Origin of the sequence: Varibaculum massiliense (assembly GCF_900106855.1) — a bacterium.
GTDB classification, from domain to species: domain Bacteria; phylum Actinomycetota; class Actinomycetes; order Actinomycetales; family Actinomycetaceae; genus Varibaculum; species Varibaculum massiliense.
Window position 1 is genome coordinate 789,063 of sequence record NZ_FNWI01000004.1, and the last position, 25,931, is coordinate 814,993.

General features: G+C 53.3%; 27 protein-coding genes. 6 read left to right on the plus strand and 21 right to left on the minus strand.

The window, feature by feature from the left end:
* Nucleotides 1–588: 588 nt before the first annotated feature.
* From BQ5456_RS03550 to BQ5456_RS03560, 3 genes are all read left to right on the plus strand, one after another.
* Complete coding sequence (locus tag BQ5456_RS03550; RefSeq protein WP_071128787.1) at nt 589–1,050, plus strand: S-ribosylhomocysteine lyase; 462 nt, start codon at nt 589–591, stop codon at nt 1,048–1,050.
* 14 nt (nt 1,051–1,064) lie between these two features.
* Nucleotides 1,065–1,946: a 5'-methylthioadenosine/S-adenosylhomocysteine nucleosidase gene (locus BQ5456_RS03555; protein WP_071128788.1), complete on the plus strand. Its 882-nt coding sequence runs from the start codon at nt 1,065–1,067 to the stop codon at nt 1,944–1,946.
* A 100-nt stretch (nt 1,947–2,046) separates the two neighbouring features.
* The gene (locus tag BQ5456_RS03560; protein ID WP_071128789.1) at nt 2,047–2,898 is read left to right on the plus strand and encodes a polysaccharide deacetylase family protein; all 852 of its coding nucleotides are present in this window, start codon (nt 2,047–2,049) and stop codon (nt 2,896–2,898) included.
* A 59-nt stretch (nt 2,899–2,957) separates the two neighbouring features.
* Here BQ5456_RS03560 and BQ5456_RS03565 read toward each other — a convergent pair whose 3' ends face one another.
* Together BQ5456_RS03565 and BQ5456_RS03570 are read right to left on the minus strand one after the other, a co-directional pair.
* Nucleotides 2,958–4,145 (minus strand): ADP-ribosylglycohydrolase family protein, encoded by a 1,188-nt coding sequence (locus tag BQ5456_RS03565; RefSeq protein ID WP_071128790.1) that lies wholly within the window; start codon nt 4,143–4,145, stop codon nt 2,958–2,960.
* 116 nt (nt 4,146–4,261) lie between these two features.
* On the minus strand, nt 4,262–6,223 hold the full coding sequence (locus BQ5456_RS03570; protein WP_143037013.1) for a hypothetical protein: 1,962 nt from the start codon (nt 6,221–6,223) through the stop codon (nt 4,262–4,264).
* A gap of 286 nt (nt 6,224–6,509) precedes the next feature.
* Here BQ5456_RS03570 and BQ5456_RS03575 point away from each other — a divergent pair, with 286 nt between their 5' ends.
* Entirely contained in the window at nt 6,510–8,462 is a 1,953-nt protein-coding gene (locus tag BQ5456_RS03575) for an acyltransferase family protein (protein WP_071128792.1), read from the plus strand.
* Nucleotides 8,463–8,574: 112 nt separating this feature from the next.
* Here the strand turns inward: BQ5456_RS03575 and BQ5456_RS03580 are convergent, their stop codons facing one another.
* Complete coding sequence (locus BQ5456_RS03580) at nt 8,575–9,324, minus strand: HAD-IIB family hydrolase (RefSeq protein WP_235858527.1); 750 nt, start codon at nt 9,322–9,324, stop codon at nt 8,575–8,577.
* 438 nt (nt 9,325–9,762) lie between these two features.
* Here BQ5456_RS03580 and BQ5456_RS10370 point away from each other — a divergent pair, with 438 nt between their 5' ends.
* Nucleotides 9,763–9,993: a hypothetical protein gene (locus BQ5456_RS10370; RefSeq protein WP_071128793.1), complete on the plus strand. Its 231-nt coding sequence runs from the start codon at nt 9,763–9,765 to the stop codon at nt 9,991–9,993.
* Between the two features lie 582 nt (nt 9,994–10,575).
* Here the strand turns inward: BQ5456_RS10370 and BQ5456_RS03590 are convergent.
* On the minus strand, nt 10,576–11,703 hold the full coding sequence (locus BQ5456_RS03590; RefSeq protein WP_071128794.1) for a zinc-binding dehydrogenase: 1,128 nt from the start codon (nt 11,701–11,703) through the stop codon (nt 10,576–10,578).
* Nucleotides 11,704–12,026: 323 nt separating this feature from the next.
* Here BQ5456_RS03590 and BQ5456_RS03595 point away from each other — a divergent pair, with 323 nt between their 5' ends.
* A complete protein-coding gene (locus tag BQ5456_RS03595; RefSeq protein ID WP_071128795.1) occupies nt 12,027–12,782 on the plus strand; it encodes a sulfite exporter TauE/SafE family protein in 756 nt (251 codons plus the stop codon).
* 336 nt (nt 12,783–13,118) lie between these two features.
* On the opposite strand, the gene BQ5456_RS03600 is transcribed toward BQ5456_RS03595, so the two are convergent.
* The 17 genes from BQ5456_RS03600 to BQ5456_RS03680 all read right to left on the minus strand — a co-directional run bounded on the left by BQ5456_RS03600 (nt 13,119) and on the right by BQ5456_RS03680 (nt 25,771).
* Nucleotides 13,119–14,711, minus strand: coding sequence for an MFS transporter (locus tag BQ5456_RS03600; protein ID WP_071129909.1), 1,593 nt, complete (start codon nt 14,709–14,711; stop codon nt 13,119–13,121).
* A 91-nt stretch (nt 14,712–14,802) separates the two neighbouring features.
* Entirely contained in the window at nt 14,803–16,002 is a 1,200-nt protein-coding gene (locus tag BQ5456_RS03605; RefSeq protein WP_071128796.1) for a Gfo/Idh/MocA family protein, read from the minus strand.
* Between the two features lie 298 nt (nt 16,003–16,300).
* Nucleotides 16,301–16,585 carry a 30S ribosomal protein S17 gene (rpsQ, locus tag BQ5456_RS03610; RefSeq protein WP_022864269.1) on the minus strand — a complete coding sequence of 95 codons (285 nt, stop codon included), beginning with the start codon at nt 16,583–16,585 and terminating at the stop codon, nt 16,301–16,303.
* Nucleotides 16,586–16,590: 5 nt separating this feature from the next.
* The gene (gene rpmC, locus BQ5456_RS03615) at nt 16,591–16,821 is read right to left on the minus strand and encodes a 50S ribosomal protein L29 (protein WP_071128797.1); all 231 of its coding nucleotides are present in this window, start codon (nt 16,819–16,821) and stop codon (nt 16,591–16,593) included.
* Entirely contained in the window at nt 16,821–17,240 is a 420-nt protein-coding gene (gene rplP / locus BQ5456_RS03620) for a 50S ribosomal protein L16 (RefSeq protein ID WP_071128798.1), read from the minus strand. Before rplP ends, rpmC begins: the two co-directional genes overlap by 1 nt.
* Nucleotide 17,241: 1 nt before the next feature.
* Entirely contained in the window at nt 17,242–18,159 is a 918-nt protein-coding gene (gene rpsC / locus BQ5456_RS03625) for a 30S ribosomal protein S3 (RefSeq protein ID WP_071128799.1), read from the minus strand.
* The gene (rplV, locus tag BQ5456_RS03630) at nt 18,159–18,527 is read right to left on the minus strand and encodes a 50S ribosomal protein L22 (RefSeq protein ID WP_071128800.1); all 369 of its coding nucleotides are present in this window, start codon (nt 18,525–18,527) and stop codon (nt 18,159–18,161) included. The genes rpsC and rplV overlap by 1 nt, the downstream gene beginning before the upstream one ends.
* A 27-nt stretch (nt 18,528–18,554) precedes the next feature.
* Nucleotides 18,555–18,836, minus strand: coding sequence for a 30S ribosomal protein S19 (gene rpsS / locus BQ5456_RS03635; protein WP_022864274.1), 282 nt, complete (start codon nt 18,834–18,836; stop codon nt 18,555–18,557).
* 14 nt (nt 18,837–18,850) lie between these two features.
* Complete coding sequence (rplB, locus tag BQ5456_RS03640) at nt 18,851–19,687, minus strand: 50S ribosomal protein L2 (protein WP_071128801.1); 837 nt, start codon at nt 19,685–19,687, stop codon at nt 18,851–18,853.
* 14 nt (nt 19,688–19,701) lie between these two features.
* Nucleotides 19,702–20,007: a 50S ribosomal protein L23 gene (rplW, locus tag BQ5456_RS03645; protein WP_022864276.1), complete on the minus strand. Its 306-nt coding sequence runs from the start codon at nt 20,005–20,007 to the stop codon at nt 19,702–19,704.
* 4 nt (nt 20,008–20,011) lie between these two features.
* Nucleotides 20,012–20,656 (minus strand): 50S ribosomal protein L4, encoded by a 645-nt coding sequence (gene rplD / locus BQ5456_RS03650; RefSeq protein ID WP_071128802.1) that lies wholly within the window; start codon nt 20,654–20,656, stop codon nt 20,012–20,014.
* Nucleotides 20,657–20,658: 2 nt separating this feature from the next.
* Nucleotides 20,659–21,327, minus strand: coding sequence for a 50S ribosomal protein L3 (gene rplC, locus BQ5456_RS03655; protein WP_071128803.1), 669 nt, complete (start codon nt 21,325–21,327; stop codon nt 20,659–20,661).
* Nucleotides 21,328–21,338: 11 nt separating this feature from the next.
* Nucleotides 21,339–21,647, minus strand: coding sequence for a 30S ribosomal protein S10 (rpsJ, locus tag BQ5456_RS03660; RefSeq protein WP_022864279.1), 309 nt, complete (start codon nt 21,645–21,647; stop codon nt 21,339–21,341).
* A 387-nt stretch (nt 21,648–22,034) separates the two neighbouring features.
* Entirely contained in the window at nt 22,035–22,247 is a 213-nt protein-coding gene (locus BQ5456_RS03665; RefSeq protein ID WP_071128804.1) for a type II toxin-antitoxin system prevent-host-death family antitoxin, read from the minus strand.
* A gap of 260 nt (nt 22,248–22,507) precedes the next feature.
* A complete protein-coding gene (locus BQ5456_RS03670) occupies nt 22,508–23,230 on the minus strand; it encodes a pilin N-terminal domain-containing protein (protein ID WP_235858581.1) in 723 nt (240 codons plus the stop codon).
* A gap of 5 nt (nt 23,231–23,235) precedes the next feature.
* Complete coding sequence (locus tag BQ5456_RS03675) at nt 23,236–24,237, minus strand: class C sortase (protein ID WP_071128806.1); 1,002 nt, start codon at nt 24,235–24,237, stop codon at nt 23,236–23,238.
* Nucleotides 24,238–24,295: 58 nt separating this feature from the next.
* On the minus strand, nt 24,296–25,771 hold the full coding sequence (locus tag BQ5456_RS03680) for a SpaH/EbpB family LPXTG-anchored major pilin (RefSeq protein WP_143037014.1): 1,476 nt from the start codon (nt 25,769–25,771) through the stop codon (nt 24,296–24,298).
* Nucleotides 25,772–25,931: the final 160 nt, after the last annotated feature.

The window sequence follows — 25,931 nt, forward strand, 5'->3', positions numbered from 1 at the left end:
CCAAAAATTGTGGATAAAAACTTTCCCCGGCGTGTCGCAGTCGTCCACGCACAGCGGCGGATTTTGCCTCCTGTAGCGGGTCGGGCCGTAAAAGCGCTCGGGGGACCCCGTGAGCTTCGCAAAGCTCAGCTCAAGCCCCTCTCGCATCTTTTACAGCTCGACACGTACGTAGGCGGTACCAGCGAGCGTGGAGCCAGGGTTTTATCCGAGTGGGTGCGGTGGGCATAAGAATTCGGAAAACGCCGCTACGTTTTCCGAATTCTTGGGCAGGAGGAAAAACCCAGGCTCCGCGCGGAAAACGGCAGGAGGAAAAACTTCTCCCCCGCGCTCGTCCCGGATTTTGCTTCGCGCCCCGAAAACCGGCCAGGCGCGCACACATCTGTGCGCTAAATTCGCGGATTACGATACTGGCGCACCGTGTGGGGGGCTAGGTTTTATCCGAATAGGCTAGGCGGGCGTAAAAATCGGGCAAATCTTTGTAGCTTTGCCCGATTTTTTGGGCGGGAGGAAAAACCTAGCCCCTCACACACACGCGAACTAATCTCGATAAGGTGGTATCCAGAACAGCTACGTATTAAGGAGCAGGCGATGAGTGAGCGCATGAACGTGGAATCTTTCAACCTCGACCACACCAAGGTGGTGGCTCCCTTTGTGCGGGTAGCCGATCGTAAACGGTTGCCTGGCGGCGATGAACTGGTCAAATATGATGTGCGTTTTTGCCAACCGAACCGGGAACACCTGGAAATGGACACGGTACATTCGATTGAACATCTAACCGCGGAGCTGATGCGCAACCACACCGATCGGTTGATTGATTTTTCACCTATGGGTTGTCAAACGGGATTTTACGCCCTGATGTTAGGGGTGGAACCGCAGGAGTTTACCCAGCTTTTGGCGCTAACTTTTGAAGATATTCAACGCGCCCAGGAAGTTCCCGCCGCAAATGAGCGGCAATGCGGGTGGGGTACGCACCATAGTCTGCAAGGAGCCCAGCAGGCTGCCGCGCGTTTCTTGAGCGCACGCGCTAGCTGGAATCAGATCTACGCGTAGGAAGTAAACATATTATGACCAGTTACGATACCGTAGTAATTTGCGCGGAACTTACCGAGCTAGCTCCTTTAGTCAGTCGCTCTTGGTTGCAAGAATGTTTAGCTCACCGCCTTGATGTTTCCTATCTGCCCGCAGAACCCGAGAAAGCATTACCTTCTCCCCTTGAAGAACAATCTGGGCTGCAGTTTTACCCGATGGATTTGCCGGAGGAATCGGGGAAGGTACTCGCGGTACAAAGCGGAGTGGGGATAGTTAATGCTGCCCGCGCCGCCACGGTTGCCATCGAAGTTTTGGGGGCTAAACAGCTATTTTACTCGGGAACAGCCGGGGGATTAGCCGCAGATAGCCAGGTGGGGGAAGTCATTTTCGGCGACACCTATGTTTTCCATAACGCGGACGCCACCGCCTTTGGGTATCCGCCTGGTCAATTGCCGGGAATGCCCGCCAGCTACCCGGCTAGCGAAAAGCTGATTTCAGCTGCCCGCAGCCTTTTTCGCCCTAACTTCGGGACAGATGATTCTACTGGTGAGGATTGGGAAAAGACTGAGCCGAACCTATCATTCCTGAAAACTACAGGTGAAAAGGACGAAGCTGACAACCTGGGGTATCTGCTGAATGGGGTGCCAGCTCGCTGTGGCACTATCGCTACGGGTGATTCTTTTATTACTGACGCCAATGTCCGCGAGGTTCGCGCGGCTTTTCCTGCAGCTTTAGCCGCCGAAATGGAGTCAGCTGCCGCAGCTCAAGTAGCTTACCTGTGTGGAGTTCCATTCTTGGCAGTACGCTGTGTTTCTGACCTTTGTTCCCCGGCCGGACAAGAGGTATACCACGGTAATGCCGCCGTTTGTGGCGCTATTGCGGCCGCTGCTACCATCTGTCTGCTCCGCCTCATCTAGAGGCTAACCCATCGAATTAGCTAATGCGATTTCTAGTCTCACCCTCTTTAATCCAAACCGACTAGCATAGCCGTATAGATTATTACCTCTAGGAGATTTTATGGCTTTGTCTGTTTCCCGGCGCATAAAAATAATTATTGCGGTAGTTGTTGGGTTAATGGTACTAGCAACTGCTGCAGGCGCCGCAAGCTACGCTCTAATCTCAGACAAAGCGGATAATTCCCCTAAAGCCGCTGCCTCCACATCCCGCTCTACCCCGAAGAAGACGCCCACTAAAGCTAAAACTCCTACCGCTACTCCCAGCACCACCACTCCCACTCCCGAACCGGTAAACTGTGCGGAAGTAAAATGTGTTGCTTTAACTTTTGATGACGGCCCAGGAGCTGACACTCCGCAACTTTTGGATATTTTAAAGGCTGAAAAGGTTCGGGTAACTTTCCTTTTAGTGGGCAAGTCCGTTGCCACCTACCCGGATACTGTTGCGCGCGAGGTTGCGGAGGGACATTCCATCGGAGCACACACCTGGTCACACCCGGAACTGACAAAACTTTCCGATGCAGGAATAGTTAATGAAGTCAACGCCACAGTCGAAGCAATCAGCAAAGCTGCCCCGAACGCCAAGGTTACTTTTACTCGCCCACCCTATGGAGCATTCAACTCCCGGGTGATTTCCGTGCTGCAATCTCTGCAACACGCCGCCCTTCTTTGGAATGTTGACACTTTAGATTGGAAGAATCGGGATCCGAATGCCGTATTACAGCAGGTAAAAGAGCAAGTGAAACCGGGGTCTATTATCCTAATGCACGATATTCACCCCACTACCATCCAGGCAGTGCCAGAGATTATCAAATATTTACATTCCGAGGGATTCACTTTGGTTACCGTGCCGGAAATGTTTGGAGGTTCCCTGACCCCCGGCAAGGTTTATTTCGACCAAAACCTGATTCAGTAACCTTGCCGATTGCATCCTCCCGGTAAATACCTTAGGAACCTGGAAGGAGGAATCGTCACTTAAGGTTCGGGGGTAACCCAAGAATCTAGGTGAGCGTCGGGGTGGGCGGCAATCAAATCTGTAAGCGAGGCTGCCGAAGTAATCATCTGTGCCATTCCCCGCGCACCAACTACTCCTGCCAAGGCAGTGCCTACCCCCATTTCAGCCAAAGCATCAACTTTCAGCCCTGGCCAGCCGTGAAGCCACTTTTGTAAATCAGTAGGTACTTGCGCCAACCCAATCCCGGCAGCAAAAAGCGCCCCGACTAGCCCGGCAATACTATCGGTTGCCCCGCCGAGTTGAACTGCGAGGGACACAGCTCTGCGGAAAGCATCTTGCCCGCTCACCGGATTTTCACGGTGCTCGATTTTCACTGCCCGCAAGATTCCGGCAACCGCCTGCAGGGCGGGAACCGCATAGGTATTGTCCCGAGGAGGTTGGAAATAGGTTTCTTCTGCCTGCTGCAGCCATTCGCGCCACTGCTCCCGACGGGAGGGGGCAAGCAGGGCGATTCCGCTGCCCAGATTTATCCGGCTTGCCCAGGATTCATCACCAGGTAGAGGGTCAATCACCGCTCGGCGAATCGCTTCCGCATAGATAATTGCTGCTTCGCTAGCGAGGGAATCCACGTTAGTCAGTTCGGTGACTGCGCGCACCGACTCTGCCGTCCACTGGGGGTCTTTTATACGGGTGAGCCCGAGAATAGCGCAGCGACTGAGTGGCCCAGAACCACTGGTGCGACGGGTACGTATATGGAAATAGGCTGCTGCAGAGCGTATTTTTCGCGCCGGATTCATATTAGAAATATCGTTAACAGTGGTTTCTAATACCACTCGCGTGGGGGCATCAATTTTTCGAGTTCCCCCCTGATACCAGGCTAAATAGCGGGAAGTGATTGCATCTAAACCTTCTTCAGTGGTGAGGTCGATTCCGGTGACTGCCACTTCAGCTAGGCAGATTGCTAGCTGGGTATTTTCGGACCATTCCCCGCTTTCTAGCCGGTCCTCGGCTCCTAGCATTCGCGGGGTTCCTGCTAGGGGCGGGGTTTTAAACTCGTAGCCGACTCCTAGGGCATTACCGCAGGCTTGTCCCACTAGAACTGCACTCGCCCTATCTGCCATGATTGCTAGGGGTGCTCGATCGCCGCGCCGAATCAAGTCATTTTCTTGATCGCCGCGTCCCAGGTTTATTTCGCACGCCTCAGCCACCCTTTCAACTCTAATGCACGCGCGGCCTGATAAGCCACCACCCCCTGGCTAGAACGGATGCTTAACGCTCTAGCCCGGGATGATTCCCCTGACCACAATGCCCTTAGTGGTTAAGGTCATCTCCGGCGCGCCCGGTAGGAAAGTAAAAGACCGCCACCCCCTATCGCGAGCAAACCTAGTCCAATCACCTCCGAAAAATTCCCGCCGGTTTTAGCTAACAGGTTGTGTACGGCTGGGGGAATAAATTCTGCCGGGACTGAGTATTGTTCGCTAGTTTCCGTTTCCGAGCTGCGGAAAGCCTGAGTTCGTGTATCCCCTTTATAGGTACTCACAAACACATAAGTGTCTTTGCAGGGCAACCGTTTTAGACTGAGCGGTTTGCCATCTTTGTCTTTATCTACCGTATAGGTGCCATTCTTGGCGGGAACTTCGATGGTAGCCAATGGCTTTTTCCCTTTAGCGTCTTGATCTTTAATTGGTTGCGGCAAACAGTAAAGGTCGTTTTGCACCACCTTTTCGTCGGCAGACCATTTCCCGCTACCGGTAAAATCAGGGTGATCGTCTGGGAATCCGCTTAGTTCTACCTGGTCAGTCAAAATCTTATCGCCCCGACTTAGAATCACTTTCGCCTGGGTTTTCACCTGAGGGGTAAACGGCACTACCTGAGTTTCCGCTTCCTCAAAGAAATCGGGAACATAATCTGATTTCAAATAGGTACCTTCAGGCTGCGAACTGCGCTTCACCGCCGCCACAAAAGTATAAAATCCCGGTTTCTCTGCCAAATAGGGGTCTTTTTCGTTAGAAATCCTAACCCCATCTTTAGCTTCTTCCGCGTTGCTAGGAGTGGCGGGAATCTGCCAAGTTTTTACCGGTTTTTCCTCTGGGGGAATCTCACCGGGGCCGCGAGCAGAACTGAACGGTCCATAAACCGCTAAATCAACCATTACGCTCTGCCAACTGTCTTCTCCAGTTTTCTTCCCCCACTCTCCCTCAGGTTTTACCGTGATCTCATCAGTTAAGGTATTCCCTTTCTCTTGCGAGATCATGCGTGATTGGGTTTGCGTTTTTACGTTAAAGAACTGACGAGGCTCGGCATCCGCAATTGCATTAGCACTAACTTGTGTGGGTTCACCGGCAATCAGCAAATCTTGCCAACGCGGATGTTCCCACACCTCGTAGCTAACCGGAGGAAGCCCCTCTGCCGTCACCTGCACCTCAACTTTCCCAGGAGCTGTCACCTCTATGGGAACTTCTTGCACGCTTTCACTGGAGGAAAGTTTAAGGGTATTAGCTTGATTCTTTCCGGAAAAATGAGCCGGTCCCGATAAGGTCACGGTTTCATTTAGCCCCGCCAGGGGGTATCCGGTGGCACTTTGCAACACCGGTAGCGCCAAAATTCCCTGGGTAGAACCGGTAGCGACTTTTATTTCCGGGGTATCGATTCTGTAGGGGCCAGCATAGGAGGTAGCTTCTGTCAACAGCTGTCTTGCGCGCTGTTTAATATTGTCGGAAGCAATTTGCTTGGAGGTAAAACGACCCGAAAGCGAATGAATTGCATATACGGTTGCCGCGAGTTCGGGGTCGCCTTTATCGATGGCGCTACGTAATTTACCAAGCAGATAGGCAACCTGGTATTGCTGCCCAGCAGAAAACACCACAGTAGAGCCCTTTTGTTGATATTTAACCTCAAAAGTTTTTTCATCAGACCGGTATTCTTGGCCTCCAGTAATCAACTGCCTTCCCTGGTAACTGACCCATTGATTGCGTGGTGAATTTAGTTGCCGATCGGTAGCACATACCGCCACCTTGCTACCATCTGTAGATTTGCGCGCATTTAGCTGAATATTGGAGTTTCCGTAGTTTTTCCATACTGCCCCCGGCCCCGCTGCCTGGGATGTTTGCTGCTCACTAGCTACTATTACCGAAGATACAACTGCGATTACTGCAGCTGCTCCCAGTAAAGTCAACCGTTTTCGCAGACGCGTACGTCGCCCTCGCCCAGTCCTAATCCTGGAGGAGGCAGCGGAAATATACTTGTTTCTTACGGAGCTAACGCCATTGTTTCTTTCTTTTTCCATAAACAACAGATTCGCATTTGTATTTTTATGGGGCGATGCCTGAAAAATCTGCTGGGGAAAACATAAGGCACTCCCCTGCTGGGGACAACTAGCTTACAAACAGCCAAAACTAGCCTTAAAACCTGTTTCGCCTCATCAAATAACTTAAAGTATCCAGAGATTTAAGTAACCAGCTCGTATTCATTCACAGAAATCACTTTTCGGCACCGAGACTAGTCGTGAGAATATAGGACGTAAATACAGCGCCTGACACTAGCAAAAGATACGGCAATAAAGGTAGTAGGTAATGAGCAGCTCGGTTCCCCCTCCGCCTTCCGAGATGATTCCCACTCCTGCTCCCGTACACGCCTCGATACCCGCTATCGCCACCCCACCCCCTCCAACAGCGGCTTCCGCTCCCGCTAATCGCCAAACTTCTAATGCCAGCTACCGGATTTTAGGGCTGGACGGACTGCGTGCCATAGGGTGCGCCGCAGTTTTGCTTTACCACTTGTTACCAGAGGCTGCTCCGGGAGGATTCCTGGGAGTAGACGTATTCTTTGTGCTTTCCGGATTCCTGATTACTGCTTTACTGGTGCGGGACTACGAAAAACTCGGCAAGGTAAGAATCACGCGGTTTTGGCTGCGCCGAATTCGGCGCCTTTTCCCGGCAGTTGCCACTACTGCTTTTTCTTGCACTATCATTGCACTTTTCGTTTCCCGCGACCTCTTACTAGGAATAAAAGGTCAACTTGCGGGAGTTTTAACGTTTACCTATAACTGGTTAAAGCTTTTCAAGGGCGAAAACTATTTCAACCTGTCCAATCCCGATTTATTCACAAACATGTGGTCGCTAGCGGTAGAGCAGCAGTTTTATCTGTTTTGGCCGCTGGTAGTGGTGCTGCTAGTACTATTTCCCCGCCCCCTCAAAGTTTTGGCGGCACTGCTTCTAGCAACCGCGTCAACTGCCCTAATGGGGTTAATAGCACCCGATAATTTAAATCGTGCCTATATGGGGTCGGATACCCACGCTTTCGGCTTGATGATTGGGGCGGCGCTAGCATTTACAATTCAATCCCCCTTAGCTAGTGCTTCTACCCCTGCCAAAGGGGCGCAAGTGCGGGGGTTAGGCGGGACTGTCGGCCTTATTGCACTGCTAATCTGCTTTTACCTTGCTCCTGACCAAGGTAAATACACCTACCCTTGGCTAACCCTGCTAGTTTGCCTAGCTGCTGCCCTAGTTATTCAAGCGGTTTTAGCGCCAGTAATCATCAAGAAAACTGCGGTTTCCCCTCTAGTTTTCATCCTCGACAGCAAGCCCTTTGTCTGGTTGGGAGAACGCTCCTACAGCATCTATCTTTGGCACTGGCCAATTCTGGTTATTTCTCGCGCCGCTGCTCCGCTGCTAAATCCGTTAATAAACGCCCTGATAGTAACCGCACTTTCGGTACTTTTGGCTGCAGTAACTTACCGCTGGATTGAGAATCCGATGCGTCAAGATGGAATCCTGCACACTCTGAAAGGATGGCTATACCCAATTGGAAAGCGCCCCTTTGCTCGCGCTGTCCGCTGGGTTGCGGTCTTTACTATCATTTCGGCAGTTATCGCTAGCGTAGTGTTGGCGCCGGCAAAAACTTCCGCACAAGAGGCGGTGGAGCGAGGGGAAGCCGCTAAAGCCCCCGCCAGTAAGGCTCCCTCTAAACCCCCTGATAACTCCCCTGCACCTACACCCCGTGGCTTGCCAATTCAACCGGTGGGTGCCAATGTAACTTTTCTGGGAGATTCGGTGATGCTTGCTGCTAAGGGCGAGATTCAAGCAGCTTTCCCGGGTGCCCTGGTTGATGCAGAGGTGTCTCGCGCCTGGCCAACAGCAGTATCCCTGATTAACCAATATAAAGAGTCTGGTCAGCTGGGGTATTGGGTGGTACTCAGTTTAGCAACTAATACCGACTTAAGACCCGAGCAGATTGATCCAGTCCGGCAAGCATTAGGACCCGACCACCACTTGGTTTTAGTTACCGGGTTTGGCCCAACCAGTGAACCTTGGATTTATAGAACCAATGACGCCTTGATTGTCTACGCCGCAACCCACCCTAAAGACACCCTAATCGTGAGATGGGATCAAGTCGCGCCTACTATACGAGAACATTTGGCCTCCGACAGCGTACACCCCGATCAAGAGGGAGCTAAACGCTGGGTAACTGAGCTAGTGCAGACCCTCAAGGACTACCCGGGAGTTACTCAAGTGGGGGCGTCTTAGCCTACCGAGACCCTGGTAAGCACAGGTATTAACCAAAATAATTATCTCCAGCTCAGGGTACCCACCCTACATCCTCGCGTAAATCTTAGGAAGGCTACCCCAGGAGGATTAGCTAACCAGCCAGCACTTGCGCAATGATTTCTTGAGTTTGCTCAGGGCCGGTAGTCGCGCGGGTTTGCACTCCGGTGCGCACCGCCGGATAGTCGTTTCCATCCGGATCCAGCCGATCGCCTACGAACAGAACCTGCGGGGGATGGAGCCCGGTTTGTTGGAGGAACTCCTCTATCCCATACGCCTTATCAATCCCTTTCATGGTGATATCTACCGAGGTAGAACCACCAGAAAGTACAGTAAGTTCCGGCAACAGCTTTCCCGCATGGGAAGCGATCTCGGCTCGCTTTTCACCGCTGGGATCCCAAACATCCTTTTCCTCTCTGCCTGCCTGCTGCCCCAGGGCAGAATAGGTCAACTGGGAGCCACGATCTTCGATAATCTCCCCCGCTGGATTCTGACACCAATACCCCAGGGAGCGCGCAACCTCCGCAATCACTTTTTTCGCTTTAGCAGCAAGAGCAGGATCCATGTCTAGGACATACTTGGCCTGCCAGCCGCCATTTTCAAACCGGTAGTAGCGGGTACCACAGGTAGGCATAAGATGCAGGTTTTCCGGCGTAAAAACTTGCGACTGTAAAGGGGTCAATAGCTGACGCGAAAACTGTTGAAAGGAACCCCCGCTGATTACCCCGGTGGAAAGAGTTCGGGTCAGACGAGCAAACTCCCCTGCCATTTCCGCTGTCATTGCTTGCTTCGAAGGGGTCAAAGTGCCGTCCAGGTCAAATACCATCGCCTTAATCGCGCCCACTTCTAGCCTTTCTATTGTGTAGTGACCTCAAGCCAAGTAGCCATTGTAAAGCCTAAAGCTGAATTCTTGATTTTTTGCCTGACGCCAGGCTTTAAACACCCCTTACCCTCGGTGACCGAGGAGCTGACGGCGCGGCAAATTTCCGGGTAACACCGGCGGCAGAGCAGCTAAAAAACAGCGTAATTTCCATGTTTTTCTACCCAAAAAGATGCGTGTAATCGTTTTCACAAAAGCCGTTTTAATCTACAACAAACCCTTTACTAGCTGCCTGTTTAGGCGTGCAATAGCTACTTTCTAACCCTAGATTCTCATTTTCTTTTGTCTAGACATTGACTCGGGGCGCGAAAGCTTCGTATAGTAATCATGTAAACGTTTCCACGAGGAAGAGAGTTCAACCGGAACTTTCCGAATCGTAAGAACAGAAAGAGAGAAAATAAAATGGCTATTTTTGTTGCACCGTCCGTCCCGATGACTTCTACTCGGCTGGAAGAGCCGAGCATGGTTGCTGCTGTCGCGTTTTTCGCGCTAATGTTCGCCGGCGCTGGGATCACCCTAGTTGGCATCGTTGCAGCTTCCGCGATTACCACTATCCTAGGCGGACTGATGACCGCTGTTAGCACTCTTGGAGTTGCATGGGCTCACCTGTACTTCAAGCTCAAGGGAGAATAGGTAAAAGGCGGCAACAGATTTCAGTTGCCTACAAAGACCTCATGTGCGTCGCCGCCAGCGACGCCTAAAGTCTAGCCAAGCAGAAAAGGAAAATAGGCACGCGCCGCACGATTAGGTGCCGTACTGATAAATAGAGCTGATACCGAACCTGGGATTAGTACCCGGGATTCAGAAGATTAGCTAATCAGCTTCCAGGCTTGGCAGACTCTCTCAAGACTGTTAGCTAGTGGGGCGGATGGATATCCATCCGCCCCACTTTTTTGCGCTCAGACCTATCACCCTCTCACCCTCTGCTCGCAGTAGAAAAGAAAAAAGACACGAAAAGGCAAGTTTTCGGAACCCAAAACCTTTTGGGTAGCAACTTCCCTCTGTAGATTGTCCAGCTCGTTCCTACACCAAACCTTACCGTCAAGGATTATCCCCACTCGGAGCAAACCCGGGAATACCGCCCGGGAGCGGAGGCGGGAAAAACCAAGAGACACGCGAACACAAAAGGGCGGGCGCGTCCTCCCTCAATAAGGACGCGCCCGCCTAGATAAGGCAACTAGTAGCTGCCCAAGCGACTAACGCAAACCGGCTAGCCTATAGTGACATATCCACCACAGCGCGGCCTTGTACCGCGCCTTTGGCTAGCAACTGGTAGGTGGCACCGGCTTCTTCTAACGGAACCCGCTTGGTAACAATCTTTTGGTAATCGATTAGACCCTGATCCGCCATGCGAATTACTTCGGGCAGATCCTGACGAGTGCGAGCCCCGTAAGATCCCAAAATGTGCTGGGAACGACGCACCAGGCGATTGATTTCTACCTGCGCAGTTTGTACTCCGGCTCCCAGGCCGATCGGCACCATGCGGCCTCCATCTTTAAGCACATCCAAGGCAGTGGTCCAGGTTTCCGGACGCCCGAGAGCCTCGAAAGCTACATCTACGCCCTTACCGCCGGTAATCTTGAGGATTTCCGCACGTGCATCCTGAGTAACCGAATTAATCACGTCGGTGGCACCCAATTCTTTAGCAGTGGCTAGCTTATCATCGGAAATATCAATAGCCACTACCTGCCGAGCCCCGAAGGCCTTGGCAATCTGGATGATATTCGAGCCTACACCGCCGGTGGCAACTACCGCTACTGTCTCTCCAAAGTGCAGGTCAGCGCCGCGGCGCACTGCACCAAAGGCGGTCAGCGCCGCACAGCCGATAATCGCCGAAGAAACCAAATCCATACTTTCCGGAACTACCGCTACTGAGGTGGAGGGTACTACCGCGTATTCGGCGAGCCCACCCATGGAGTACATGGCGATCTCGCTGCCATCTAGATCAGCCAGGCGAGTGGTGCCGTCATAGAGTTTGCCCTGCAAGCGATTGAGATCGAAGAAGGGTGCGCAAAGATCATCACGTCCAGACGCGCAGGCTTCACACTGCCCACAAGGCATTAGGAAGGCTCCGGAAACATACTGACCAACTTTCAGACCGGTGTGATCGTTCCCCTCCCCCAGTTCAACGATTTGTCCGGCAACTTCATGCCCGAGGACGCAGGGCTTGGGGAAGTCGATAGCTCCCCCGATTACGTGCAGGTCAGAGTGGCAAAGTCCGCAGGCAGCAACTTTGATAAGTACTTCTCCCGCCTTGGGGTGGGGGGTGCGGATCTCATTTACTTCCAGCCCTTTGTCAATATCGCGTAGGACTGCAGCTTTCATTGTTTCCGGAATCGTCATATCCTGCTCCTTTGCTAGAGTTTAGTTTAAAAACTTTCTTGACCTTGCAGAGCGGCGGACACTGCCGCTGCTGTCGGTTAAGTCCAGTATCAACCAGATTTATTACTTTGTCCATACATTTTAACAAAATAGTATATTTCTCCGGTAACTTTCGAACTAGAAAGGATTTGCTCGGGACTAAGGGCACAGACAATCACCTATTTAGAAAATGGCGAATGCTCACTCTCGGTGGTTAATCTCTTACAAAAATAATTGTAACTACAATAACCTGGAAGCTAGATTTACCGGCTTCAACCTCAAGAGTCTATGAGAAGGGAGAGGGGATGCTCGTACTTACCCCGGGTTTAATCGCTACTCTGGTGATTTGCGCCCTGATGTGCGGACTGGCAAAAACAGCATTGCCGGGACTGGCATGCGTGCCGGTCGCCATTCTGGCTGCAGTGATGCCTACGCGCCCCTCCACTGCCCTAATGTTGCTGATGCTGCTCACCGGGGATTTTCTGGCCATCTGTACATACCGCAGCGATGCTGACTGGAAAGTTCTGCGCGACCTGTTCCCACCGGTAGCCGTGGGGGTAGCTATCGGCGCTATTTTTCTGGCAAAAGTATCTAACCAGGTAATGAAAGTTTCTATCGGAATTATTATTTTGGCACTGACTGCCCTCACCCTGGGATTAATCTGGTATGCGCGTCGCACCGGGCGCGACCTCGCTGCCTCTATGAGCACATCCCTACCCGCGCGCCTGTTCTACGGTTCCCTGTCGGGCTTTACCACTATGGCCGCAAACTCGGGAGGCCCAGTGGTCTCCCTTTATTTCCTGGCCTCCCGTTTTGAAGTCCGCCGCTTTTTAGGTACTCAAGCCTGGTTTTTCTTTATCGTCAACCTGCTAAAACTACCTTTTTCCGCCGGTATTGGCTTAATCGATCGGCAAATGCTGCTGATCGCCCTGTGCCTAGCTCCCCTGGTTATTGGAGCAGCCGTGCTGGGACGCTGGTGGATAGGGCGTATTGACAACAAGATCTTCGATCCCATTGTCACTGCCCTAACCATCGTTTCCGCAGTGTTCCTGCTGCTCTAGCCGCGAGCGCGCCGCGTAATCTGCGGGCGCGGGAAACCTGATAAGCGCGGGGAAAGATTTTTCCTCCCGCCCAAGAATTCGGAAAAAGACCGCAGGCATTTTCCGAATTCTTATGTCCACCGCACCTGCTCGGATAAAACCTTTCCCCGCGCCTATTTACACTCAATACCCCCACACTTTTTCCCTGCATTTCACCGCAGTAAGAAAATAACTGAAAGCTAATCCCATAATCGGTTCCACACGGGTTATTCAGCAGATGCAAACGCGGGGGCGAGCTGGGCTCGCCCCCGCGTATCAGGTAACTGACCTACAGATTTTCACCTGTAGATTTAGCAGTTACTTGCTGTAAATGTGCTCCATGTAGGATTCGATTTCATCCAAGGAACGTCCGGAAGTTTCCGGCATGATCTTGAACAACACCACCGCAATGATCAGGTTCAACACCCCATACATCGCATAAGTGGGTCCACCGCCCAGAGCGGCAATCATCGGCGGGAAAGTCCAGGTGATGATGGCGTTCATAATCCACATGCAGAAGATGGCAGTACCATTCATAATTCCGCGCACATTTGCGGGGAACATTTCACCTAGCATTGTCCAAACTACGGTACCGTTCGAGGACTGCACCACCAGCATAAATAGCGACATCATGAACAGCACCAAGTACCCTGCCCACACCGGCACGCTGCCGGCTGCGTCATGAGGAGCAATCACAAACTGGAAAATTAGGGCGATTCCCAGCAGCAGGATACCCACCAAGGTGACGTCCCAGATCAAAATAGTGCGCCGGCGGAACTTGGTAATCAGAATCAAGCCGATTGCTGAACCTATCACGCTCATTACGCCGTTAGCTACCTGCGCAGTAATCGCGGCAGAAGTTCCCATGCCCGCGATGCCCAGCACCTTCGGCGCGTAATACATAACCGTATTTACCCCGGTGGTCTGGTTGACAATCGCTAAGAATATACCTACGAACATCAGTTTGCGCAGCCAGGGCGTGTTCATTACGTCGCGGAAAGTACCTTTCTTGCCGTGTTCTTGGCTTTGACGAGCCTCAATCATCTCGTGCAGTTCCTCAGTAAGATCCCCATCTTTCTTGGGGTCACGCACCCGTTTCAAGGATCCGATAGCGGCGTAAACTTCCTGCTGCAGCACATGCCAACGGGAAGATTCTGGCATCAGGTGCATCCCAATCCACAGGGCAACGGCAGGCACTGAACAGAGCACAATCATCCAACGCCAGGCGGCACCGTTACCGGCCGAAACCGTCATATTGGAGATGAAATCATGTGCTGCCTGCACATCGTGACTACCCAGGTGCTTAGACACGATTGCGTTCAAAGCATCCCAAGAGTACTCTCCAGCCTTCACTACCCCAGCAGGATCTGATTTCACGGTAATCTTCGGTCCGCCGTGAGCAGAGTTAATAATCGCGTTCATGGAGAAGGCCAACAGCTGCCCGACTACAATCATCAACTGGTCAACGGCCACGATAGTACCGCGGATCCGCTTAGGTGCAGTTTCTGCCAGGAATACTGGCACCGTTGCCGAGGCGCCACCTACGGCTAGCCCCAGGATTAGGCGGAACGGATACATTACCCAAATATTAGGGGCAAAAGTATTACCGATAGCACCAATCAGGAACAAGATCGCCAGCATAATGATGTTGTGCCGGCGACCGTAACGGTCGGAGAGCCGACCTCCAAATAGCGCCCCGAAGGCAGCACCTAGGGTAAGGATACCGCCAATTGCGCCCTCTTGAGCCGGAGTAATCCCCATGCCGCCTGCACCGTGCGGCATATACATATAGGGCAAAGCACCGGAAATGACCCCGGTGTCATACCCGAATAGCAGGGAGCCCAGGGTGGCCACTGCCGCCACGGCAATAACTCCGCGATGATTTCCCGAGGCCGGGGTTTCCTGCACCATTTTTTGCAGTTTTTCTTTACTCAACTCATTCAGAGGAGTTTTTTCTTTATTTATTTCCACTGGTTTAGCTTTCTTTTTCGAAGGGGTGAAGTTACTTATCGTAGGTGGTGGCGCCGCTTACCTTTGCGACCTCATGCCAACGCCCATCCGCAGCTGATTCCACGGTAGCCTGATCTATTTCGGCAGCTGACCAACCATCGGCGACTGAGGGCGCAATCTGTTTACCGGTTAACACGCCCGACAGGAACTGGTAGCACTCGACTGCTTTCATATCATCGAAGCCCATTGAGGTGCCGGCTCCCGGCTGGAAACGCGAGAAATGCGGATAGTGAGGATTGGCCATTGAACGGACGTATCCGTGTATCACTCCATTGTCTTGTCCGATGCAGGCCTGCAGATCATTGAGGTATTCGAAGTTCCAACGCACTGAACCTTCAGTACCATAAACTTCCACAATGTACTCGGCACGCGGTCCCACGCTCACGCGAGAGGACTCCATGGTGCCCACCACTCCGGAATCAAAACGCACCATCATGGCGACGTAGTCCTCGTTTCCGACTTCCTTCTTTTCGTCAGAAACTTCCCAACCGGTGTGACCAACACCGACCTTAGTGGGAATAGGACGCTCTTTAATAAAGGTGTCAGTCAGGGCAGAAACCGAGCTAATCCGGTCACGCAAAATATATTGCACCAGGTCAGCTCCGTGACTCATCAGGTCACCAACAACCCCAGCACCTGCCTTTTCCCGGTCGTAACGCCAGGTGTAGGGACCGTCGGGGCTGGAGGCATAATCGGCGATTAACCAGCAACGAACATTGGTAATTCGCCCTAATTTCCCTTCAGCAATCATTTCCCGTGCCTGTTCAACCGCGGGGGTGTGGCGATAGTTAAAGCCAACCGCAGTGTTAATGCCCGCGTTTTGAGCGGCTTCGGCAATTTCGCGAGACTCGGTAGCACTTACGCCCATCGGTTTTTCAATCCAGAAAGGTTTGCCAGCCTTAGCTGCCGCGACTGCAATTTCACGGTGTAGAAAGTTAGGCGAACAGATGGACACCACGTCCACTTCCGGATCTGCGAGTACCTCGCGGTAATCGGCAACTGCTTTCTCGAAACCGAGAGCCTCGGTCGCGAGCTTTTGGGTTTCTGCGATGGGGTCGCAGGCTACCACCAGGCGCACCTCGGCTCCCAGCTCAGGAAATCGCTCTGCCATCGCTTTATACGAACGAGTATGCAGGCGCCCCATCCAGCCTAGAGATATCACCCCTACGCCAATTTTCTTCTTATCTGACATATAAACTCCTTACCCAGCCACCATTGGCTATCGTTTGAGTGGCAGTAAGAGCTTCGATTGCTCGAAATACCACGCCCTCAAATCTAACCGAAACTTTTCGGTTTGTCTACCACTTTGACATAACATTTTGACAATACCAATTCTGCTTGTCATAAAGATAAAGAAAATACAAAAAGACGCGGGATGAGTCAACCGGGTAACACCCGATAAACTCACCCCGCGCCTTGCAGATAAGGAATCAGCTTAAAGGAATCTATTGTCCTTAAGCGTTAACGATTACCTCGAAAAAGCGCTAAAACTACTTGGCTTTCTCGATGATTTCGCTAACCCGCCAACGCTTGGTCTTGGACAGAGGACGAGTCTCCATAATCCGTACCAAGTCGCCAGTGCCGCATTCGTTGTTCTCGTCATGCACCTTGTAGCGCTTACGGCGGTTGATAACCTTGCCATACAAGCGGTGCTTTACACGATCTTCAACCTGCACGACTACCGTCTTGTCCATTTTGTCGGACACTACGTAGCCCTGCAGCACCTTGCGGTGATTACGCTCTACAGTAGCGGTTTTCTCTGTTTCTTCGCTCATGAATCCTACTCCTCAACCTGCGGAGCGGTACGAATACCGAGCTCCCGCTCTCTAGCGATGGTGTAAATACGGGCGATATCGCGACGCAACTGCCCGATCTGTCCACGATCTTCACCGGCACCAGTGGCCAGTTGGAAACGCAGATTGAATAGCTCGGTCTTAGCTTCGTCTAGTTTCTTGGATAGCTGCTCTTCATCCAGCACATCCAAATCTGACATTTTCAGGCCCTTTGCCATTACTGATCACCGCCTTCACGACTGATGAACCGAGTCTTAATCGGCAACTTGTGCTGCGCACGGCTCATCGCTTCTCGAGCAATCTCTTCCGACACGCCCGCCAATTCGAACAGTACGCGACCGGGCTTTACCGGAGCCACCCACCATTCGGGAGAACCTTTACCGGAACCCATACGAGTCTCGGCCGGCTTCTTGGTCAGCGGACGGTCAGGGAAAATATTGATCCAAACTTTACCGCCACGCTTAATGTAACGGGTCATCGCGATACGAGCGGCCTCAATCTGCCGGTTAGTAATATAGGCGTGATCAAGTGCTTGAATCCCGTATTCGCCGAATGCCAATTCGGTACCGCGCTTAGCCATACCCTTACGAGTGGGGCGGTGCTGTTTGCGCCATTTTGTCCTACGAGGAATTAACACGTTACTCCTCCGTTCCGTTTTCTTGCGGCTTCTCAGCTTCGGCTACCGGCTTTTCAGCAGCAGCCGCAGCTACAGGTGCCTCATTTTCCGAGGAAGCAGCCTCAGGTTTTTCTGTCTGAGCCTGAGCGGCGCCCTCTTGGCGTCCTTCGCCGCGTCCGCGACGTCCACCGCGTCCGCCTTCCCGACCTGCGCGTCCGCGACGTCCACCGCCGCGTCCGCGACGTCCACCGCCGCGGCCACCCCGTCCACCGGATTCAACCTGCTTACGAGTAAATTCGGTTTCGGTGAGATCGCCTTTATAGATCCACACTTTCACGCCGATACGACCGAAAGTGGTGTGAGCTTCATAGAAGCCATAGTCGATGAGGGCGCGCAGCGTGTGCAGCGGCACCCGACCTTCACGGTAGAACTCTGAACGGGACATTTCCGCCCCACCCAGACGGCCCGAGCATTGCACCCGGATACCGAGGGCTCCCCCGCGCAGCGCCGACTGCATGCCTTTACGCATTGCGCGCCTAAAGGACACGCGGGCAGCCAGCTGTTCGGCGATACCTTGCGCCACTAGCTGGGCATCAATCTCTGGGTTTTTGACCTCGAGGATGTTCAGCTGCACCTGCTTGCCGGTGAGTTTCTCCAAATCGCCACGCAGACGATCGGCTTCTGCACCCCGCCGGCCAATTACGATACCGGGGCGGGCAGTATGCAAATCGACGCGTACCCGATCGCGGGTACGTTCAATATCAATCTTGGAAATCCCGGCGCGTTCCAGGCTCTTTTCCATGATCCTGCGAATACGCACATCTTCATCAACGAAATCACTGTAACGCTGTCCCGGCTTAGTGGAGTCCGAGAACCAGCGGGAACGGTGATCGGTGGTGATACCTAACCGAAAACCGGTAGGGCTAACCTTTTGTCCCATTAGTCGTTCTCCTCTTCCTGTTTGCCGTCAGAAACCTCGATAGTGATGTGGCTGGTCCGTTTAAGGATTCGGCCAGCACGCCCTTGGGCGCGCGGACGGAACCGCTTCATCGTGGGACCTTCATCTACGTACGCCCGCGAAATCTTTAGTTCCGCAAACGTATCTTTCCCGCCGGGCCGATCTGCTTTAGCGGCGGCGTTGTACATTGCGCTGCGAAGCACCTTGCGAACATCAGTTGCGACCGCCTGAGGAGCGAAACGCAGGATGTCGTAGGCCTCGAGGGCGTTCTTGCCGCGAATCATGTTCACGACGCGACGCGACTTCTGCGGCGTAGAGCGTACGAAACGCGCTTTCGCCATGCCTTCCATCTTTGCCTTCTTTCTCTTCGGGCGCGCCTAACGACGGCGTGCCTTTCGGTCGTCCTTGTCATGTCCGCGGAAGGTACGAGTGGGCGCAAATTCGCCCAGCTTGTGACCAACCATGTTTTCGGTGACGTACACCGGAACGTGTTTGCGTCCGTCGTGTACCGCGATAGTGTGCCCAATAAAATCGGGGGTAATCATAGAGCGGCGTGACCAGGTCTTGATAACCGACTTTTTATTGGCGTCATTCAGAGCGTCGACTTTTTTCATCAAATGGTCGTCGACGAAAGGACCCTTCTTTAGGCTACGTGCCATGATTTATCTCCTACCTAACGCTTCTTGCCGGTCCGGCGACGACGCACAATCAGGCGATCGCTGGCTTTATTCGGACGGCGGGTACGACCCTCGGGCTTACCCCAGGGGCTAACCGGGTGACGACCACCGGAGGTACGACCTTCGCCGCCACCGTGCGGGTGATCAACCGGGTTCATAACCACACCACGTACCTTGGGACGATTCCCCTTCCAGCGCATCCGTCCGGCCTTACCCCAAGTGATATTGCCGTGGTCAGAGTTGCCAACCTCGCCGATGGTGGCGCGGCAAGCAGCCTCTACATTCCGGATTTCCCCGGAGGGCATACGCAACTGGGCGTATTTGCCTTCTTTCGCCACTAGCTGCACGGAAACTCCAGCGCTACGAGCGATCTTGGCTCCCCCACCAGGACGCATCTCTACCGCGTGAATCACAGTACCCAAGGGAATGTTGGTTAGCGGCAAGCAGTTGCCGGGCTTAATATCAGCAGTCGGCCCCTGTTCGATGCGGTCGCCCTGATGCAGTTTATTGGGGGCGATGATGTAACGCTTGTCGCCATCCGCATAGTGCAAAAGAGCGATATTGGCGCTGCGGTTCGGATCATATTCGATGTGGGCAACCTTTGCGGGCACCCCATCTTTGTCGTGACGACGGAAATCAATCACGCGGTAACGGCGCTTATGCCCCCCGCCACGCCGGCGGGAAGTGATACGGCCGTCGTTGTTACGTCCACCAGTTTTGTGGATAGGACGCAGCAGAGACTTCTCCGGATGGTCACGGGTGATTTCCGCGAAATCGGAAACCGATGCGAAGCGACGCCCGGGAGTAGTCGGCTTGTATTTACGAATACCCATTACTTGTTCACCCCTTACGCAGACGCTTCGTTGAAGATATCGATTGTGCCTTCGGCGAGGGTAATAATGGCGCGTTTGCCATCTTTCCGCTTGCCATATCCGGTGCGAGTACGTACCCGCTTACCTTTGCGCGCAATCGTGTTTACGTTCTTTACTTTCACATCGAAGATTTTTTCGATGGCAATCCGAATCTCGGTCTTATTGGCTTTGGGGTCTACCTCGAAAGTGTATTTCCCCTGATCCATTAGACCATAGGCTTTTTCCGAGACGATCGGGCGGTAAATAATATCCCGCGGGTTCTTAGTAACCTCGAGTGCCATTGCTTTACGCCTCCTGTCCGGTCTTATCGGCGATGAACTGGCGAATCGCGGCCTCGGTGAAGATAACGTCCTCGTTGTTGAGTACGTCGTAGGTGTTGAGCTGGTCAACCATTAGCAGGTGAACCTGCGGCAGGTTGCGCACCGACAATACCTGTTCTTCTTCCGAGCGAGTCAGCACTACCAGGACGTAGCGCTGATCTACCAGGGATTCAATGTGTTCGCGACCCGCCTTGGTGGAGGGGGTTTCCCCGGCAACCAACTGGGACACGAGATGCATACGATCCTTGCGGACCCGATCAGAGAGGGCGCAAGCCAGAGCCGCGGCCTTCATCTTCTTGGGGGTGCGCTGGGAGTAATCGCGCGGGTGCGGGCCATGTACGACGCCGCCACCACGCCACTGGGGCGCGCGAATCGAGCCCTGACGAGCCCGACCGGTGCCTTTCTGACGCCACGGCTTCTTGCCGCCGCCACGCACCTGACCACGGGTCTTCGTAGAGTGAGTACCCTGACGAGCTGCCGCGAGCTGGGCGTTAACTACCTGGTGCATCAAAGCAATATTGGGATACCGATCAAAAATGCTGGCGGGCAGGTCAACGCTGCCTACTTTCTTGCCAGCGGGATCAGTTACGTTTAGCGAAAGATTAGTCATAGTTACGCACCTTTCACTGCACTACGAATCAGAACAATGCCGCCCTTAGGACCGGGAATAGCGCCGGTAACCAGGACAATGCCCTTTTCGGCATCGATTGCCTGAACTTTAAGATTCTGGATGGTCCTGCGTTCCCCACCCATGCGCCCGGCCATGCGTAGGCCTTTGAATACGCGTCCGGGGGTGGCGCAAGCGCCGATGGAACCAGGTTTGCGGTGGTTACGGTGAGCACCGTGGGATGCGGAAACGCCGGCAAAGCCGTGGCGTTTCATAACCCCGGCGAAACCTTTACCTTTGGTTTTTCCGGTAACATCCACTTTCTGGCCGACTTCAAAAATGTCGGCAGCAAGTTCCTGGCCAAGAGTAAATTCGTCATCTCCGTTGGTGCGCACCTCTACCAGGTGGCGACGGGGACTGACGCCTGCTTTATTGAAATGGCCGGCAAGGGGCTTGGTGACTTTGCGCTGGTCAATCTGCCCGAAACCGATTTGAATGGCGGTGTAGCCATCGGTTTCTTGGTCACGAACCTGCGTCACCACGTTCTTGTCGACCTGCACGACGGTGATGGGAACGACTTTTCCGTCCTCGTCCCAAACCTGCGTCATGCCTAGCTTGCGGCCGAGAAGTGCCCGAGTGGGTACTGCGGCAGCCGGCTGGGTCTGCGTGGTCATAATTATTTTCCTTAGAGTTTGATCTCGATGTTTACGTCAGCAGGCAAATCGAGACGCATTAGCGAATCGACTGCCTTAGGCGTCGGGTCGACAATATCGATGAGCCGTTTGTGCGTACGCATCTCGAACTGCTCACGACTGTCCTTGTACTTGTGTGGCGACCGAATCACGGTGAACGTGTTCTTTTCGGTCGGCAAAGGTACTGGGCCTACCACTGTGGCGCCCGCGCGCTGGACCGTTTCCACGATCTTTTTCGCGGACGAGTCAATGACCTGGTGGTCATACGACTTCAGCCGGATGCGGATTTTCTGTCCCGCCATTCCGTCTACCTCTTCTTCTTCCGTAGATGTTTCCCCGGTGTTTATCCCGGGCCTGCCAGGGGATTTCCTCCCTTGCTTGCGCTAAGGTCGCGAGGGCGAACTTAGCCGGTTGCAAGCGCAAGAATCCCTAAAAAGTTTAGGGAGGTGATCTGCGTGATCCCTGGCGAACTGTTTCACCAGGCACGAATCGATTCCTGCGTTCTTGCTGCCGGGCGCTAGGAGAGCGGGTACGCAGAGCGCACCTTTCAACTAGAGCCAGTAAACTACTTTAACGCGCTCGCCAGAACCCTTTCAAGCTGCACTCATGTGAATGACCCCACGTCCCCGCATCCGGGCGTGTCGCGGCATGAATAGCGAGGACATCCTGCTGCGAAAACGCAAATCCGTTCATTTGGCCAGTTCTTGGAATACATCGGCATATTCATCCATGAAGTCGACTGCAACGTCGGCTACTTCGGTCGCAGCGTGTGCCGGTTGGATAATTACCCACGGCCGATTATTCTTCAAAATGGTGAGGGGTTTCCCCGTCCTGTTCACTTCTGCCGTGACCCGGGAAAAATTATTTTTAGCTTCCGCTAGACCCATTGTAAATGCAGGCATTGACATTTCCCTTCTTTACTTAGCAAAATTATGGCTAATATTTGATCCAGAGTCAATAGGTCGGCGTACCTTACATATTTTGAGCGCGTGCGGACGGATTTATGCCGAGGGGTAGGCTTCGGGATTTAAATTCGTGAAAATGCCAGAGCATTTTCCGGATTTCGGGGCGTGAGGCAAAATCTGCCCACACGCGCGAAAATCCCCCGCGCGAGCTTGGATACCGCACGGGGGATGGATTTTTTAGGTTACGGCGGAATTAATTAGCGACAGCGGGGGGTTTCTTCGTCTTGGCGACGGCGCCGCGCGGCGGCAACCAGGATGCCGGTGCTAAAGAGTACGCCCGCTGCGATCAGGAACGGCACCACGTAAACACCGGTCTTGGGCATGTGCGGCTTGGCGGGCGGCGGTGTAGATGGCGCCGGAGTTTGCTCCGCCATCATCTTGGGGGCAACCGAGATATTGAAAGTCCATACGTGCAGGTCAGGATTGCCGGAGGGCATAGTAATCAGGAACGGCTTGATGCGACCATATTTATGGGTGGTGTCTGCCGGTTTTTGATCACTCACCAGGTAGAGTCCCACCGGCAGGTTAGTGAAGGTCACGTTGCCCGCGTCATCGGTAGTCATAGTTTTTGCGGGTTCTAAGCCTTTGGCCTCAGCCTGCTTAACTGTCATCTTTTGCAGTTGCGTCCAGTCGGCGGTAGGTAAATCTACCCCCTTGACCCGGTTAATCTGAATAACCTGTCCCCCTGCCGGACCGTTCGGCAAGGCTCCCGGTTTGGGGTCATCATAGGGATTGGCAGCAGTCTTGCTTATATGTAGCTGTCCGAGGCGCGCCGGGTTGAAACTGGTCGGGTCGAGACCGGTAATATCACCCACTACTACTGGTTGATCCGATTGCGGTGAGGCCATCGCCGAGGTTGGTACCAGGGCAAGCATTAGTGCGGCCAGCATCCCCAAGCCTGCTTTCAGCTTGCGTCGCATGCTGTTCACTGTGTCCTCCTTGCTTTTCGTGGCGGGTAATGAGTAGTCATCTCGGCGTCGGTGGCGGGGATTCCGCCACTGGCAGTCGGGGGTGATTCCCCGGATGTGTTCTTATTTTCTTCTTCGTCCTGGCCGCGGCGACGCTGTTTCCACAGCCACCAACCGAGCAGTAGAGCGGCTAGGCAGGCCACAAAAATTATGGCTCCCATCCACCACGGCCACTCCAACTTTCCGGCTCCGGCGAAGGGATCGGTCTTATCCATCGGTACCCGCTCCCCGGTCACCAACAACCGGTGACTGTTGATTCCGTAGGGCGTGCAGGTGAGGACGGTTAAAAGGTCTTTGCCTTCTTGCCGCTGCAGGCTTTTCACCTGGTTGGGGCGGACTACCCGAATCCAACGCACCTGATATTTGAGCTTTTGCCCCGCTACCTGCACATAAATAGCGTCACCTTTTTTCACCTTGGTGAGGTTATCGAGCAAAGTGGCTGTTGACAGCCCGCTATGCCCAGTAAGTACCGCGTGCGTTCCTTTGCCCCCCACCGGGAGTGAGGATCCGTACAGATGCCCGATTCCGCGTTCTAGGGTGTCTGGCTGGGAACCGTGGTAGATAGGTAAATCTACTTTGATTCCCGGGATTACCAGCCGCCCCATTTCCGGGACGATATTTAGTTGTTTTAGATACACCTGATAGGGGTTGTTGTCTTTGGCTACCCTCGCCAACCAGGGATCCAGGATGGGAGCACCCGGAGTATGTCGGTTATACGCTTGGGCTGCCTTGAAGGATTCAGTCAGCTGCGGCCTATCAAGATATTTTTCTGCTTTTGAGTATTCGTAGGCGATCTGGAGTTGGCGGGCATTGTTCCATTGGGTTGCCACTACGGGGTATAACAACACCGCAATACCCGCCAACGCCAGGATTACGGGAATCAGAGTGGAGCCGCGGCTGCGTTGGGCTTTGCCTTCACGCTGCGTACTCGCTCCGCTGCTTTTCTCTTTCTTCCCCAAGATTCGCCTTGCTATTTAGTGTCGGGGAGCAGGGTTGCTCCCCGACACTTTATTTTAGTTATGCGCGTACCCGATTACGACGAGCATAGTAGTATGCTCCGCCCAGCAATCCGGCTGCCACAATCAGGAAGAGGACAATGCCCGCTCCACCGGTTAGCGGCAGCTTAGACAGAATGTCCGAGCTCTTCAGGGTGTTCTGGTACTCGACCACTACCGGCTTCTTAGCATCGGCAGCGGTTTTAACCGTGGTTTTATCGAAATCAAATTTAACTACGGCGCTACCTTTTTCGTAACCTTTAGGTGCCTTGGTCTGTACCACGCAGAGCCCGCCATCACGTGCAGCTAGCGGTTCTTCAGATATTTGACCTGCTTTTAGTCCGGTAAGCACGGCGGTGCCTGTGGTAGAAGGATCGCCAGTGGCTGCGGAGTCGCAGGCGTAAACATCAAACACGGCTTCCTTATCGTTAATATCGGTTGTCTTGTCCTTGTTGTTAATCTGCAGTTTAGCCATGGGAACAGTTGGCTGGTCTTCGCCGCCAGTTTCACTGCCGCCGTTTTCGCCGTTCTTCGATTCGTACTTGTAGTCTGCCTTGTTCACAATTACCCATTTGCTGGGGTCCTCGTTCCAAATGGCGTCACCTTTGGGGGCAACTTTACCGGTCAAAGTGACTTTAACGGTCTTGCCGGGATGGTTGTCTAGCTTAGCTAAGCCAGTCGCAGTCAGCTGAATACCGTAAGGATTTTCAATAATCGTGTAATCGGTGTTTTCAGCCAGAGTTTCCAACTCGGAGTTACCGTCAACAATTACCGCTTTTTCGATCTTAGAATTGGTCTTATCAACCTTCAGTGGCCCCGAGGGGGTATCGGTGATTTTATAGCTCTTGAACTTGTCGCCGTTATCTTTGTCGGTCAAGGTAGGAATCGGAGCCTCAATCTCGAACTTCATCTCGGAACCAGGTTTAACTATCTGGTCTTTATCGGTGATGTCTTTCTTGGTAATCTTCCCGGCAGAGCCGTTCTTGGGGTAAACGGTCACGGTATCCATCCAATTGCCGTTCTCATCCGTCATCGGAATCAGAATCAAGGACGGGAGTGCCGCTTTATATCCGGTAGGAGCCACAGTTTGGGTCAAACGATACAAACCGGGCTTGACGGTAAACGAAGTCTTACCATCGCTGCCCAACTCCTTCGTTTCTGGAGCTGGCGAGGCTGCCGCTTTGAACGTGGCGGGGGTCGCCTTGGTGGCTGCATTGTACCCGGCGGTGGTGGTTACATCGTAGTCACCTTTTTCCAGCTTGAAAGTACCCGAGGGCAGTTTCTTGTTGGCGTCAAACTTGCCGCTCTTACCATCGGCAGTAGTTCCGGTTTGACCAATCTGGGGCTCTACCGAAATCGTGTAATCTTTGCTGGCATCAATCGCGGGGGCAGCGCTGGCGCCTGGAGCACCCACTGCTACCAGACCCAGGGCAGCCATGCCCAAGGCGGCAGCTGTAGCCATCCCCCTCCGAACAAATTTCTTTGTGTTAGAAAACATTTTTACCTCATTTATGTTTTTTGATTGTTTACGTTGGAAAATTTTCTTAGCTTCTTTGTTTTAAGATCTTTGCGCGTTACCCCCTGTTAACCCAGGGTCACTGCCGGACCGGAAAAATCTTTCACGAGCTAAAGACTGTCTCCAGGCAGCAAGCATCCAC

Excerpts from the sequence above, each read along its gene's own strand:
- BQ5456_RS03560 (WP_071128789.1), top strand. The coding sequence starts at position 2,047 with ATGGCTTTGTCTGTTTCCCGGCGCATAAAAATAATTATTGCGGTAGTT.
- rpsC (WP_071128799.1), bottom strand. The coding sequence starts at position 18,159 with ATGGGACAAAAGGTTAGCCCTACCGGTTTTCGGTTAGGTATCACCACC.
- rplB (WP_071128801.1), bottom strand. The coding sequence starts at position 19,687 with ATGGGTATTCGTAAATACAAGCCGACTACTCCCGGGCGTCGCTTCGCA.
- BQ5456_RS10370 (WP_071128793.1), top strand. The coding sequence starts at position 9,763 with ATGGCTATTTTTGTTGCACCGTCCGTCCCGATGACTTCTACTCGGCTG.
- BQ5456_RS03555 (WP_071128788.1), top strand. The coding sequence starts at position 1,065 with ATGACCAGTTACGATACCGTAGTAATTTGCGCGGAACTTACCGAGCTA.
- BQ5456_RS03595 (WP_071128795.1), top strand. The coding sequence starts at position 12,027 with ATGCTCGTACTTACCCCGGGTTTAATCGCTACTCTGGTGATTTGCGCC.
- rplD (WP_071128802.1), bottom strand. The coding sequence starts at position 20,656 with ATGACTAATCTTTCGCTAAACGTAACTGATCCCGCTGGCAAGAAAGTA.
- BQ5456_RS03570 (WP_143037013.1), bottom strand. The coding sequence starts at position 6,223 with ATGGAAAAAGAAAGAAACAATGGCGTTAGCTCCGTAAGAAACAAGTAT.
- rpsS (WP_022864274.1), bottom strand. The coding sequence starts at position 18,836 with ATGGCACGTAGCCTAAAGAAGGGTCCTTTCGTCGACGACCATTTGATG.
- BQ5456_RS03575 (WP_071128792.1), top strand. The coding sequence starts at position 6,510 with ATGAGCAGCTCGGTTCCCCCTCCGCCTTCCGAGATGATTCCCACTCCT.
- rplV (WP_071128800.1), bottom strand. The coding sequence starts at position 18,527 with ATGGAAGGCATGGCGAAAGCGCGTTTCGTACGCTCTACGCCGCAGAAG.
- rplW (WP_022864276.1), bottom strand. The coding sequence starts at position 20,007 with ATGGCACTCGAGGTTACTAAGAACCCGCGGGATATTATTTACCGCCCG.
- rpsQ (WP_022864269.1), bottom strand. The coding sequence starts at position 16,585 with ATGAGCGAAGAAACAGAGAAAACCGCTACTGTAGAGCGTAATCACCGC.
- BQ5456_RS03665 (WP_071128804.1), bottom strand. The coding sequence starts at position 22,247 with ATGCCTGCATTTACAATGGGTCTAGCGGAAGCTAAAAATAATTTTTCC.
- BQ5456_RS03670 (WP_235858581.1), bottom strand. The coding sequence starts at position 23,230 with ATGCGACGCAAGCTGAAAGCAGGCTTGGGGATGCTGGCCGCACTAATG.
- BQ5456_RS03605 (WP_071128796.1), bottom strand. The coding sequence starts at position 16,002 with ATGTCAGATAAGAAGAAAATTGGCGTAGGGGTGATATCTCTAGGCTGG.
- BQ5456_RS03590 (WP_071128794.1), bottom strand. The coding sequence starts at position 11,703 with ATGACGATTCCGGAAACAATGAAAGCTGCAGTCCTACGCGATATTGAC.
- rplC (WP_071128803.1), bottom strand. The coding sequence starts at position 21,327 with ATGACCACGCAGACCCAGCCGGCTGCCGCAGTACCCACTCGGGCACTT.
- BQ5456_RS03550 (WP_071128787.1), top strand. The coding sequence starts at position 589 with ATGAGTGAGCGCATGAACGTGGAATCTTTCAACCTCGACCACACCAAG.
- BQ5456_RS03600 (WP_071129909.1), bottom strand. The coding sequence starts at position 14,711 with ATGGTGCAGGAAACCCCGGCCTCGGGAAATCATCGCGGAGTTATTGCC.
- BQ5456_RS03680 (WP_143037014.1), bottom strand. The coding sequence starts at position 25,771 with ATGTTTTCTAACACAAAGAAATTTGTTCGGAGGGGGATGGCTACAGCT.
- rpmC (WP_071128797.1), bottom strand. The coding sequence starts at position 16,821 with ATGGCAAAGGGCCTGAAAATGTCAGATTTGGATGTGCTGGATGAAGAG.
- rpsJ (WP_022864279.1), bottom strand. The coding sequence starts at position 21,647 with ATGGCGGGACAGAAAATCCGCATCCGGCTGAAGTCGTATGACCACCAG.